7 protein-coding genes are annotated in these 13425 nt (G+C 61.7%); 4 read left to right on the top strand and 3 right to left on the bottom strand.

Features of this window, described 5'->3' with window-relative positions:
- Positions 1-1035, bottom strand: coding sequence for a lipopolysaccharide heptosyltransferase II (waaF, locus tag BFP99_RS03460; protein WP_065946630.1), 1035 nt, complete (start codon positions 1033-1035; stop codon positions 1-3).
- A gap of 54 nt (positions 1036-1089) precedes the next feature.
- A complete protein-coding gene (glnE, locus tag BFP99_RS03465) occupies positions 1090-4029 on the bottom strand; it encodes a bifunctional [glutamate--ammonia ligase]-adenylyl-L-tyrosine phosphorylase/[glutamate--ammonia-ligase] adenylyltransferase (protein WP_065925671.1) in 2940 nt (979 codons plus the stop codon).
- A 383-nt stretch (positions 4030-4412) separates the two neighbouring features.
- Here glnE and aceE point away from each other — a divergent pair, with 383 nt between their 5' ends.
- From aceE to msrA, 4 genes are all read left to right on the top strand, one after another.
- Positions 4413-7058 (top strand): pyruvate dehydrogenase (acetyl-transferring), homodimeric type, encoded by a 2646-nt coding sequence (gene aceE, locus BFP99_RS03470; protein ID WP_065925672.1) that lies wholly within the window; start codon positions 4413-4415, stop codon positions 7056-7058.
- A gap of 11 nt (positions 7059-7069) precedes the next feature.
- Complete coding sequence (gene aceF / locus BFP99_RS03475; protein WP_065946631.1) at positions 7070-8719, top strand: dihydrolipoyllysine-residue acetyltransferase; 1650 nt, start codon at positions 7070-7072, stop codon at positions 8717-8719.
- A gap of 303 nt (positions 8720-9022) precedes the next feature.
- Positions 9023-11716, top strand: a complete 2694-nt coding sequence (locus BFP99_RS03480; protein ID WP_065925674.1) for a putative bifunctional diguanylate cyclase/phosphodiesterase — start codon at positions 9023-9025, stop codon at positions 11714-11716.
- A 72-nt stretch (positions 11717-11788) separates the two neighbouring features.
- Positions 11789-12436, top strand: coding sequence for a peptide-methionine (S)-S-oxide reductase MsrA (gene msrA, locus BFP99_RS03485; RefSeq protein WP_065925675.1), 648 nt, complete (start codon positions 11789-11791; stop codon positions 12434-12436).
- Positions 12437-12533: 97 nt separating this feature from the next.
- Here msrA and BFP99_RS03490 read toward each other — a convergent pair whose 3' ends face one another.
- Positions 12534-13370, bottom strand: coding sequence for a 23S rRNA (adenine(2030)-N(6))-methyltransferase RlmJ (locus BFP99_RS03490; protein ID WP_065946632.1), 837 nt, complete (start codon positions 13368-13370; stop codon positions 12534-12536).
- Positions 13371-13425 lie beyond the last annotated feature (55 nt).

A 13425-nucleotide genomic window follows, 5' to 3' on the forward strand; every position in this document is an offset into this window, starting at 1 on the left:
TCAGTGAACCTCGACCACGTCGCCCTGCAATCGCTGCAAGGCATCGGTTACCGGCTGCGGCAGCAATTGGCGCAGGCAGTTGTAATGGCCGAAGCGGCAGGTGCGATCAAAGCACGGGCTGCACTCCAGCCCCAGGCGCACCACTTCGACCTGGTCGGCCAGCGGCGGGGTAAAGCCCGGCGAGGTGGAGCCGTACACCGCCACCAACGGGCGGTTCAGCGCAGCGGCCACATGCATCAGGCCGGAGTCGTTGGACACCACGGCGTCAGCACAGGAGAGCAAGTCGATGGCCTCGGCCAGGGACGTGTCGCCACTGAGGTTGACGGCCTCTTCGCGCAGGCCCGGGATCAGGCGCTGGCGAATGTCTTCACCCACCGAGTGATCGTTTTTCGAACCGAACAACCACACCTGCCAGCCTTCGCGAATCTTCATCTCGGCGACTTTGGCGTAGTGGTCCGACGGCCAGCGCTTGGACTCGCCAAACTCCGCACCGGGGCACAGGGCCAACACCGGACGATCCAGGACCAGGCCGAACTTGGCGAGTGCCGCATCGCGGGTGACCGGGTCGATCTGCAGGCTGGGCCGCGGGTACGGCTTGGGCAACTCGACGCCCGGCGCATAGGCCAGGGCCATGAAGCGTTCGATCATCAGCGGGTAACGCGCCTTGTCCAGCGTGCGTACATCATTAAGCAGCACATAACGAAACTCGCCGCGCCAGCCGGTGCGCTTGGGGATACCGGCAAAATACGGCACCAGCGCCGACTTCAGCGAGTTGGGCAGCAGGATCGCCTGGTCGTACTGGCCCGCCAGGGATTTGCCGATGCGGCGGCGGGTCGCCAGTTCCAGGGCACCGTGGCCGAGCGGAAAGCTCAAGGCCTTGCGCACTTCGGGCATGCGCTCAAGGATCGGCCGGCTCCACTCGGGGGCAAGCACGTCGATCTGGCAGTCCGGGTAGCGCATACGCAGGCTCTGGAACAGAGTCTGCGCCATCACCATGTCACCGACCCAACTGGGCCCAACGATCAGAATATTCATGTAGTTTCCACAAACGATGCGGGGAGGCTTATGCCTCCCCGCCCTAATAGTGTTTCAACCCAACCCCAGCGCCTGCCAGATTCGCATCACCTGGCGCCGTTCGTCAGCGAACTGATCACCGGGTACCGTACCGGCCTCGTTCTGCAAGGCCTGGCGATGCGCGGCGGAACGGTAGGCCTTATACACCTCGCGCAGCAGATGGGCATCGGCGGCGGGCATCAAACCCACCTGCTCCAGGCCTTCCAGAATGCGGATATTGTCGGTATAGCGCAGCAACGATGGATGTTGCGCAGACCACGCCAAAGCCGCGTATTGCACCATAAATTCAATATCGACGATACCTCCGGCGTCCTGCTTGAGGTCGAACAGCACCGTGGCGTCGAAGGCATTGGCGCCGGTGCCGGCCGCCGTGGCCTTGGTACCCAGGTTGTCACGCATCTTGGCGCGCATCTCGCTGACCTCCTGGCGCAACTTCGCCAAGTCGCGCTCACGCCCCAGCACCTTAGCCCGTACCCGCTCGAATGCCTGGCCCACATCCTGGCTGCCCACCAGCACCCGCGCGCGGATCAGGGCCTGATGTTCCCAGGTCCATGCTTCATTTTGTTGATAGCGGTCAAACGCCCCGAGGGAACTGACCAGCAACCCGGATGCGCCGGATGGGCGCAGACGCATGTCCACTTCATACAACTGGCCGGAGTTGGTCTGGGTGGTCAGTAGATGAATGATCCGCTGGCCCAGGCGCGTGAAGAACTGCGCGCCGTCGATCGGCTTGGCGCCGTCGGTCTCGGCCTGCGGGTCGCCATCGTGGATAAACACCAGGTCCAGGTCCGAACCATGCCCCAGTTCGATGCCGCCGACTTTCCCATAACCGACAATGATGAACCCAGGATCGCACAAGGTACCATCCAAGCGCTGCGGCGAGCCGTGGCGGGCCACCGTCTGGCGCCAGGCCAGGGCCAGCACTTGTTCGAGGATGGCTTCGGCGAGCCAGGTCAGGTAGTCGCTGACTTTCATCAACGGCAGGCTGCCGGCGATTTCCGAAGCGGCCACGCGCAGGCGGTGGGCCAGCTTGAAGTGCCGCAGGGCTTCCATCTGCTGCTCCAAGTCATCCTCGGGGATGCGCGTAAGGCGCTCGCGCAACTCGGCGGCAAGTTCCGGCGCCAGCGGTGGCTTGAACAGACGGCCTTCGTTGAGCAACTCATCCAGCAGCAGCGGGAAGCGCGTGATCTGCTCGGCGATCCACGGGCTGGCGGCGCACAGGGTCAGCAGGCGGCGCAGGGCGTCGGGATTTTCCGTCAGCAGCACCAGATAGGCGGAACGCCGGGCGACGGCCTCCACCAGCGGCAGTACACGCTCCAGCACCAGGTCCGGGTTGGCGTGCTCGACGGCCTGGGCCAGCAAGCGCGGGATAAAGGCATCCAGGCGTTCACGTCCCAGGCGCTGCATGGCCCGCAGTTGCGGGCTGTTGCGCAGGCTGGCCAAGGCTTTAAGGGCCTTGGTGGCGTCGGTGAAGCCGCCTTCAGCCAATTGACGGCAGGCGGCCTCTTCATCCTGGGACTCTTCCCACAGCGGCAGCCATTCTCCGCCCACGACCAACTCGCTTTCCGCCCCTTCTTCTTCATCAGGATCCGCAATCACCTGGCGGAAGTGCCAGTCCACACGGCCACGCCAATGCATCAGGCGCTCATGAAAGGCCGCCCAGTCGGCAAACCCGAGCATAAAGGCAATGCGCGCCTGGTCTTCAGGGCTGTCCGGAAGCATTTGGGTCTGGCGGTCGGCAATCGCCTGGATCGCATGTTCGGTGTAACGCAGGAATTCATAGCCATTACGCAACTCGGCGATCACCGCCGGCGGCAGGTAGCCCTGGCCTTCCAGGGTGCCGAGCACCTTGAGCAGCGGCCGCTGCTGCAGGCTGAGGTCGCGGCCGCCATGGATCAGCTGGAACGCCTGGGCGATAAATTCCACTTCGCGGATGCCGCCCGAGCCCAGCTTGATATTGTCGGCCATGCCTTTACGTCGGACTTCCTGCTGGATCAGCTGCTTCATGGTGCGCAGCGCCTCGATGGCGGAAAAGTCCAGGTAACGGCGGTACACGAACGGCCGCAGCATATCGAGCAGCTGCGCACCGGCCATTTGGTCACCGGCGACCACGCGCGCCTTGATCATGGCATAGCGTTCCCAGTCGCGACCCTGGTCCTGGTAGTACTGCTCCAGCGCGTTGAAGCTGAGCACCAGGGCGCCGGCCGAACCGTAGGGACGCAGGCGCATGTCGACACGGAACACAAAGCCGTCGACGGTCATCGGGTCGAGGGCCTTGATCAATTTTTGACCAAGACGAATAAAGAACTCCTGGTTATCCAGGGAGCGCTTCACGCCCACGGTTTCGCCGCCCTCGGGGTAGGCGAAGATCAGGTCTATATCCGACGACAGGTTCAGCTCCACCGCACCGAGCTTGCCCATGCCGAGGATGACCATATGCTGCGGCTCGCCGCTGCGCCGCCCGGTCGGTGTGCCGAACTGCACGCAGTGGCGCTGGTACAGCCATTGGTAGGCCTGGTCGATGCTGGCGTCGGCCATGTCGGAGAGGTCACGACAGGTTTGCACCAGGTCGGCCTGACGGGTCAGGTCGCGCCAGATGATGCGCACTTGCTGGCGCGTACGCTGACGACGCAGTACGCGGCCCAGCTCATCTTCTGTTTCGGCCTGTTGCACGGCACCGGCAATCTGCCCGCACAGCTCGCCCGGCGCAAAGCCGCGGTCCAGCTCGCCCCAGGCCGCCAGCTCGAGCAACATCAAAGGGTCACGAACACTCTGTTCAATGACGAAATCACTGGCGGCGCACACCCGGGCGAAGTCGGCCCACCGTTGCGGCGTCCACGAAGAAAGGCCATGATCGTCGTCCAGCGCGGCCACGGCGTCACGAAATGACTGCTCGGCCCGCTGGGCCTTTGGCAACAGAATGGCCGGCAGTTCGGCCAGCGTTGGAAGGCTCATGGTCTATCCTTGGTCGGCGTGTAAATGGCTTGCTGCTGTGAAGGCAAGCACCGCGCTCGATGAAGGACTGTCGAACAAAGGTGATAAATAGCTGAAAATATGTAATTTTTGGCAGGCAACATTAAACTTCCACCTTTTCTTGTTCGCAAAAGATCAACAATAACGATTATGCTCACCAGCCAGACCGAGCAATCCGCTCGGTCTTGTGTAGTTTTACTACTCGTATATACATTCGAAAGGCTGAAATGGCCGACGATTTGTAGTAAAACTACAGGACGCCGAAGCAACCTTCGGCCATCCAAGAATTTATGTCGTCTGCCCACAAGGCCAGTCGCAAACTTCAGGCAACCGATTCTGGTAGCCTTTCCGCCCTGGAGCAAGCCATGCAAGACCTCGATCCCGTCGAAACCCAGGAATGGCTGGACGCCCTGGAATCGGTTCTCGACAAAGAAGGCGAAGACCGTGCTCACTACCTGATGACCCGTATGGGCGAACTCGCGACCCGCAGCGGCTCGCAACTGCCCTACGCCATCACCACGCCATACCGCAACACCATCCCCGTCACCCACGAAGCACGCATGCCTGGCGACCTGTTCATGGAACGCCGCATTCGCTCGCTGGTACGTTGGAACGCCATGGCGATGGTAATGCGCACGAACTTGAAAGATTCTGACCTGGGCGGTCACATCTCCAGCTTCGCTTCCAGCGCAACCCTGTATGACATCGGCTTCAACTACTTCTTCCAGGCCCCGACCGAAGAACACGGCGGCGACCTGATCTACTTCCAGGGCCACACCTCGCCAGGCGTCTACGCCCGTGCGTTCATGGAAGGTCGCATCAGCGAAGAGCAAATGAACAACTTCCGCCAGGAAGTCGACGGCCAGGGCCTGTCGTCCTACCCGCACCCTTGGCTGATGCCTGATTTCTGGCAGTTCCCGACGGTATCCATGGGTTTGGGCCCGATCCAGGCGATCTACCAGGCACGCTTCATGAAGTACCTGGAAGCCCGTGGCTTCATCCCGGAAGGCAAGCAGAAAGTCTGGTGCTTCCTGGGCGACGGCGAGTGCGACGAGCCGGAATCCCTGGGTGCCATCTCCCTGGCCGGCCGCGAGAAGCTGGACAACCTGATCTTCGTCATCAACTGCAACCTGCAGCGCCTCGACGGCCCGGTTCGCGGCAACGGCAAGATCATCCAGGAACTCGAAGGCGTGTTCCGCGGTGCCCAGTGGAACGTGACCAAGGTCATCTGGGGCCGTTTCTGGGACCCACTGCTGGCCAAGGACGTCGACGGTATCCTGCAACGTCGCATGGACGAAGTCATCGACGGCGAGTACCAGAACTACAAGGCCAAAGACGGCGCGTTCGTACGTGAACATTTCTTCAACACGCCTGAACTCAAGGCGATGGTTGCCGACCTGTCCGACGACGAGATCTGGAAACTCAACCGTGGCGGCCACGACCCGTACAAGGTCTATGCGGCGTACCACGAAGCGGTCAACCACAAAGAACAACCGACCGTCATCCTGGCCAAGACCATCAAGGGTTATGGCACCGGTGCCGGCGAAGCGAAAAACACTGCGCACAACACCAAGAAGGTTGATGTTGAAAGCCTGAAGCTGTTCCGCGACCGCTTCGACATCCCGGTCAAGGACGAAGAGCTGGAGAACCTGCCGTTCTTCAAGCCGGAGCCGAACAGCGCCGAAGCCCGCTACCTGAGCGAGCGTCGTACCGCACTGGGCGGTTTCGTGCCACAGCGCCGCGCCAAGAGCTTCAACATCCCTACACCTCCGCTGGATACCCTCAAGGCAATCCTGGACGGCTCGGGCGACCGTGAAATCTCCACCACCATGGCCTTCGTGCGGATCCTCGCGCAGCTGGTCAAGGACAAGGAAATCGGCTCGCGTATCGTCCCGATCATCCCGGACGAAGCCCGTACCTTCGGTATGGAAGGCATGTTCCGCCAGTTGGGCATCTACTCCTCCGTCGGCCAGCTCTACGAGCCAGTCGATAAAGACCAGGTGATGTTCTACAAGGAAGACAAGAAGGGCCAGATCCTCGAAGAAGGCATCAACGAAGCGGGCGCCATGAGCTCCTTCATCGCTGCCGGCACTTCGTACTCCAGCCACAACCAGCCGATGCTGCCGTTCTACATCTTCTACTCGATGTTCGGCTTCCAGCGTATCGGCGACCTGGCTTGGGCAGCGGGCGACAGCCGTACCCGTGGTTTCCTGATCGGCGGTACCGCCGGCCGTACCACACTGAACGGCGAAGGCCTGCAACACGAAGACGGTCACAGCCACATCCTGGCTGCCACCATCCCGAACTGCCGCACCTTTGATCCAACCTACGGCTATGAGCTGGCGGTGATCATCCAGGACGGCATGAAGAAGATGACCGAAGAGCAGCAGGACGTTTTCTACTACATCACCGTGATGAACGAGTCCTACCAGCAGCCAGCCATGCCGGCCGGCGTGGAAGAAGGCATCATCAAGGGCATGTACCTGCTCGAAGAAGACACCAAGGAAGCGGCGCACCACGTGCAGCTGATGGGCTCCGGCACCATCCTGCGTGAAGTCCGTGAAGCGGCGAAGATCCTGCGTGAAGAGTTCAACGTCGGCGCCGACGTCTGGAGCGTTACCAGCTTCAACGAACTGCGTCGCGACGGCCTGGCCGTAGAGCGCAACAACCGCCTGCACCCGGGCCAGAAGCCTGCGCAGAGCTATGTCGAAGAGTGCCTGGCCGGCCGTAAAGGTCCAGTCATTGCCTCTACCGACTACATGAAACTGTTTGCTGAACAAATTCGCCAGTGGGTCCCGTCCAAGGAATTCAAAGTCCTGGGCACCGACGGTTTCGGTCGCAGTGACAGCCGCAAGAAGCTGCGTCACTTCTTCGAAGTCGACCGTCACTTCGTGGTGTTGGCAGCCCTGGAAGCCTTGGCTGACCGCGGTGAGATCGAACCCAAGGTGGTAGCTGACGCTATCGTCAAGTTCGGGATCAACCCGGAAAAACGCAACCCACTGGACTGCTGAGGAGATTTTTTGTGAGCGAACTCATTCGCGTACCTGACATCGGCAGCGGTGAAGGTGAAGTAATCGAGCTGTTTGTGAAGGTCGGCGACACCGTCGAAGCCGACCAGAGCATCCTGACCCTGGAATCGGACAAGGCGAGCATGGAAATCCCTGCTCCCAAGGCCGGCGTGGTCAAGAGCCTGAAAGTGAAGCTGGGCGACCGCCTGAAAGAAGGCGACGAACTGCTGGAACTGGAAATCGAAGGTGCCGCTGATGCGGCCCCTGCGGCGGCACCTGCTGCCGCTGCTGCACCGGCGCCTGCCGCGGAAAAACCTGCCGCTGCTGCCGAGGCTCCTGCAGCCCCGGCTGCTGCTCCAGCCGCAGCGACTGTCCAGGACATTCATGTTCCGGACATCGGTTCGTCGGGCAAGGCCAAGATCATCGAGCTGCTGGTCAAGGTCGGCGACACCGTCGAAGCCGACCAGTCGCTGATCACCCTGGAGTCCGACAAGGCCTCCATGGAAATCCCATCGCCGGCTGCCGGCATTGTGGAAAGCATCGCGGTCAAGCTGGAAGACGAAGTCGGCACTGGCGACTTCATCCTCAAGCTGAAAGTACAAGGCGCTGCACCTGCTGCTGCTCCAGCACCGGCTGCTGCTCCGGCGGCCAAGGCTGAAGCCGCTTCGGCCGCTGCCGCCCCTGCGCCTGCTGCAAAAGCCGAAGCCGCTCCGGCCCCTGCGGCTGCCGCACCAGCGCCAAGCGGTGCCAAGGTTCACGCAGGTCCGGCGGTTCGCCAACTGGCCCGTGAGTTCGGCGTCGAGCTGAACGCTGTGTCGGCCACTGGCCCACACGGTCGCGTGCTGAAGGAAGACGTGCAGGTCTACGTCAAAGCCATGATGCACAAAGCCAAGGAAGCTCCGGCTGCCGGCACTGCTACTGGCGGCGCGGGCATTCCACCGATCCCGGTGGTGGACTTCAGCCGCTTCGGCGAGACCGAAGAAGTGCCGATGACCCGCCTGATGCAAATCGGCGCGTCGAGCCTGCATCGCAGCTGGCTGAACATTCCGCACGTGACCCAGTTCGACCAGGCCGACATCACCGACCTGGAAGCTTTCCGCGTTGCGCAGAAAGCCGTGGCCGAGAAGGCCGGCGTGAAACTGACCGTGCTGCCGCTGCTGCTCAAGGCCTGTGCGCACCTGCTCAAGGAGCTGCCGGACTTCAACAGTTCGCTGGCGCCAAGCGGCAAGGCGATCATTCGCAAGAAGTACGTGCACATTGGTTTTGCCGTCGACACGCCGGATGGCCTGCTGGTACCGGTCATCAAGAACGTCGACCAGAAGAGCCTGCTGCAACTCGCTGCCGAAGCGGCTGCACTGGCTGCCAAGGCCCGTGACAAGAAGCTCACCGCAGACGACATGCAAGGCGCGTGCTTCACCATCTCCAGCCTCGGTCACATTGGCGGTACGGGCTTCACGCCAATCGTCAACGCGCCGGAAGTGGCGATCCTGGGTGTTTCCAAGGCCACCATCCAGCCAGTCTGGGACGGTAAAGCGTTCCAGCCGAAGCTGATGCTGCCACTGTCGTTGTCCTACGATCACCGTGTGATCAACGGCGCGGCTGCTGCACGCTTCACCCAGCGCCTGAGCCAGTTGCTGAACGACATCCGCACCATCCTGCTGTAAGCCACAGCGGCCTCCCTTTCATCGGGGAGGCCTGGTTGCAACGATTTCCGAGCGCCACGCTCGTACCTCAACCCCGTCAATTTGGCGGGGCTTTTTTTGCTTTTCTCTACAGACAGAACAGGGTTGTACACCTTCTGTCATCCTGACTGAAGAATTCCTCCGCCTGGCCGATAACCCCCTTATAGCACTTAGCCTTCATCCTCTCTTGTCAGCCCGCGCCGCATGATGCAACCTTGCCGCAGGCAACAGTAAAGAGGGCGTGAGCCCGGCGCCGTGCGCGTTATTTGAAGTGAGTTCCCCCCCATGAAAAGCCAACCCGATGTCGCCCGTATGGCGGCCGAGGTAGTGACGCAGTTACCGGTGCCTTCGCGCCTCGGTATGCTGCGTTTCGAGCGGCTTAATGAGGCAAGCTGGGCCCTTCTGTACCTCGACCCTAACTGCGAGCGCCAATTCGGTCTGTCGGCGGTCGAGCTGTGTGCGCTGCTCGGCACCCCCTTCGCCAGCCTTATGGAGCCTCAGGCGCGCTATCAACTGCACGACACCATCCAACAGCAACTGAGCGACAGCCCTCACTATCTGGTGCGCTACACCCTGCACACCAACGATGGCCCCCTGAGCCTGCTGGAAATGGGCGAAGCCTACAAACAACACAATCGCCATCTGCTGCGCGGCTACCTGATGGTGGTCGACGGCCTGTTCAACGAAGTCTCCCTGCCCGCCCCGACGGAGGACCTGGAAAGCCAGAACAGCCGCCTGCAGATCGCCCTGGAGCTCAACCAGCGCGCCCAGCAGGAACAACTGCAGCACCTGGAGCGGGTGCGCGCCCAGCAGGAGCTGATCCTGTTGCTGGCCCGCCAGCGCTACACCGCCAACAATTCGCTGCAGGAAGCCGCAGAGCTGATCACCCGCAGCGCCTGTGACATCTACCAGATCGACTGCGCAAGCATCTGGAACCTCGAAGGCCAGCGCCTGGTACCGATCTCGGCCTACCACCGCGATGACCAGCAGCACCACCTGCCTGAGCCCATCGACGCCAGTTGCTTTCCGGATTACCTGGAAGCCCTGCACACCAGCCGGGCAATCGACGCAACCAACGCGATGCGCGACCCGCGCACCCGGGAAATGGTCGAAAACCTGCGCGCCAGGGACGTCCACGCCATGCTCGATGCGAGTATCCGCGTCGACGGACAGGTGGTGGGCGTATTGTGCCTGGAGCAGGGAGGCAGCCCGCGTGCCTGGCAGGCCGATGAGATTGCCTTTGCCGGCGAACTGGCCGACCAGTTCGCGCAAGTGATCAACAACCACAACCGCCGTACCGCCACCAGCGCCCTGCACCTGTTCCAGCGTGCCGTGGAGCAAAGTGCCAATGCCTTTTTGCTGGTCAACTGCGACGGCGTGGTGGAGTACGTCAACCCAAGCTTTACCGCGATTACCCAATACAGCGCCGAAGAAGTCCACGGCCACCGCCTGGCCCAGCTGCCGGCCCTGGAAAACCTCAGCGAACTGCTGTTCGACGCACCGTCGAGCCTGGCCAAGAGCAACAGCTGGCAGGGCGAGTTCAAGAGCCGACGTAAAAACCTCGAGCCCTACTGGGGCCAGCTGTCGATTTCCAAGGTATATGGCGACAACCGTGAGCTGACCCACTACATCGGCATCTACGAAGACATCACCCAGAACAAGCTGGCCCAGCAGCGCATCGAACGCCTGGCCTACACCGATAACCTGACCAACCTGGGCAATCGTCCGGCATTTATCCGCAACCTTGATGAGCGCTTTGCCCGCGACAGCGACAGCCCGATCAGCCTGTTGCTGGTGGACATCGACAACTTCAAGCGCATCAACGACAGCCTCGGCCACCAGACCGGCGACAAGCTGCTGATCAGCCTGGCCCGCCGCCTGCGCAACAGCCTGAGTGCCGGAGGCAGCCTGGCGCGTTTTGCCAGTAACGAATTCGCGGTGCTGCTGGACGACACTGACCTGGAAAGCGGCCAACAGGTGGCCAGCCAACTGCTGGCGACCCTCGACAAACCGATGTTCGTCGACAACCAACTGATCAGCGTCACCGGCTCCGTGGGCCTGGCCTGTGCACCGCTGCATGGCCGTGACCCGCAGACCCTGATGCGCAACGCCGGCTTGGCCCTGCACAAGGCCAAGGCCAACGGCAAACACCAGGTACAGGTGTTCACCGAAGCCTTGAACGCCGAGGCCAGCTACAAGCTGTTCGTGGAGAACAACCTGCGTCGTGCCCTGACCCAGAACGAACTGGACGTGTTCTACCAGCCCAAGCTGTGCCTGCGCAGCGGCCGCTTGCTGGGCATGGAAGCGCTGCTGCGCTGGAACCATCCGGAAAAGGGCATGATCCGCCCCGATCAGTTCATCAGCGTCGCCGAAGAGACCGGTTTGATCATCCCGATCGGCAAATGGATCGCGCGCCAGGCCTGCCGCATGAGCAGGCAACTGAGCGCCGCTGGCATGGGCAATTTGCAGGTAGCAATCAACCTGTCGCCCAAACAGTTTTCCGACCCGGACCTGGTCGCCTCGATCGCCACGATCCTCAAGGAAGAACAGCTGCCGGCCAACCTGCTGGAACTGGAGCTGACCGAAGGCCTGCTGCTGGAAGCGACCGAAGACACGCGCCTGCAACTGGACCAGCTCAAGAGCTTCGGCCTGACCCTGGCCATGGACGACTTCGGCACCGGTTACTCGTCGCTGAGCTACCTGAAAAAATTTCCCATCGACATCATCAAGATCGACCGCAGCTTTATCCACGAAATCCCGGACAACCAGGACGACATGGAAATCACCTCGGCCGTGATCGCCATGGCCCACAACCTCAAGCTCAAGGTAGTGGCCGAAGGCATCGAGACCCCCGAGCAACTGGCGTTCCTGCGTCGGCACCGTTGCGACGTTGGCCAGGGCTACCTGTTCGACCGGCCGATCCCCGGTGCAGAGCTGCTCGAGAAGCTTAGACGCTATCCGCGCGGGCCAATCGCCTGACAGCGCTGTAACACTCGGGCACACTGGCTGTCTGAAATTTACCGCTAACTCAACCTGACGAGAGGACTGCTCATGGTCTTGCGCTCGGAAATTCTGGTGAACAAAAACGTGCTGCCTACTCAAGAACAAGCGTTGCCTGGTCGTGAAACCCCGATGAACCTGCCGCAGACGCACTTCGTCAACGGCAACCCGCTGCTGGGCCCATTCGTCGACGACGTCGGCTTCGCGATCTTCGGCCTGGGTTGTTTCTGGGGCGCCGAGCGCAAGTTCTGGCAGCGCGATGGCGTGGTCAGCACCGTGGTCGGCTATGCCGGTGGTTTCACGCCGAACCCGACGTATGAAGAAGTCTGCTCGGGCCTGACCGGCCACAGCGAAGTGGTGCTGGTGGTGTATGACCAAGCCAAGGTGAACTACGAAGACCTGCTGAAGATGTTCTGGGAACTGCACAACCCGACCCAGGGCATGCGCCAGGGCAACGACATCGGCACCCAGTACCGCTCGGTGATCTATGCGACCACGCCTGAGCAACTGGCGGCGGCAAAGGCCAGTGCCGATGCCTATCAAGCAGAATTGACCAAGGCCGGCCTGGGCACCATCACCACCGAAATCGAAGAGGCGCCGACGGTGTACTTCGCCGAGGCGTATCACCAGCAGTACCTGGCGAAGAACCCGCAGGGCTACTGTGGGATCGGCGGTACCGGCGTGACTTGCCCGATCTGAAGATCGGAGCTGCAAGTTTCAAGCTGCAAGCTGCAAGTGGTGTTTTCTGCTCTCACTTGCAGCTTGCAGCTTGAAGCTTGAAGCTTGCAACTTACAACTACTCAGCTATGAGCCAATCCATCTGCCACCCACCCTGGGTCTGGCCAAGCTTCCTGGACAGCCACGGCAGCAGCTCACGCAACTCCTCTTCCAGGCCCCACGGCGGGTTGGCAATCGCCAGGCCCGAGCCGGTCAGGGTGTTGGGCGTGTCCAGCGGATGCACCAGCAATTCCACGCGCAGCAACTTCGGCGCACCGGTGCCGGCCAGGTCCTGGTAGAAGCGACGCAGCATGCGCTGGTCCTTCACCGGGTACCAGATCGCCGCGACGGTCTGGCGCATACGGCTGACGGCTTCCTTGAGGGCGGCGGCGCAGCGCTGCATTTCGTCGAGCTGTTCAAACGGCGGATCAATCAGCATCAGCGCACGTTTTTCCGGCACCGGTAACAGCGCGCGCGGCACATGCCAGCCTTCACCCAAATGAACCTTGACCCGACGATCGCCCTTCATGTTGTCCTTGAGCAACACGCCGTCTTCCGGGTGTTTTTCATTGAGCAGCACGCGGTCCTGGGGGCGCGTAAGGCGGCGCGCCAGCTCCGGCGAGCCCGGGTAGTAGCGCAACTGGCCATCCGGGTTCATCTCATGCAGCACACGCATGTAATCGGCGCTCAGCGGCGGTAGATCGTCGGCGCCCCACAAGCGCGCGATACCTTCCAGGTACTCACCCGTGCGATTGGCCTGATCACCTTGCAGGTCGTACAGACCAATCCCGGCATGGGTGTCGAGGTAGGCGAACGGCTGCTCCTTGCGCGACATCAGGGCGATGAGGCGGGTCAAGGTCAGGTGTTTGAAGACATCGGCGTGGTTGCCGGCGTGAAAGGCGTGACGATAATTCATGGTTGCTCCTGCGCAGGGGGCGAAGTTTACCTTCTAAGGGCGCAAAGGTGCAGGG

The sequence above is a fragment of the Pseudomonas sp. 1 R 17 genome, from assembly GCF_900067035.1.
Lineage (GTDB): Bacteria > Pseudomonadota > Gammaproteobacteria > Pseudomonadales > Pseudomonadaceae > Aquipseudomonas > Aquipseudomonas marginalis.

Coding starts and splice junctions, on each gene's coding strand:
- waaF (WP_065946630.1), bottom strand. CDS start 1,035: ATGAATATTCTGATCGTTGGGCCCAGTTGGGTCGGTGACATGGTGATG.
- glnE (WP_065925671.1), bottom strand. CDS start 4,029: ATGAGCCTTCCAACGCTGGCCGAACTGCCGGCCATTCTGTTGCCAAAG.
- aceE (WP_065925672.1), top strand. CDS start 4,413: ATGCAAGACCTCGATCCCGTCGAAACCCAGGAATGGCTGGACGCCCTG.
- BFP99_RS03480 (WP_065925674.1), top strand. CDS start 9,023: ATGAAAAGCCAACCCGATGTCGCCCGTATGGCGGCCGAGGTAGTGACG.
- msrA (WP_065925675.1), top strand. CDS start 11,789: ATGGTCTTGCGCTCGGAAATTCTGGTGAACAAAAACGTGCTGCCTACT.
- BFP99_RS03490 (WP_065946632.1), bottom strand. CDS start 13,370: ATGAATTATCGTCACGCCTTTCACGCCGGCAACCACGCCGATGTCTTC.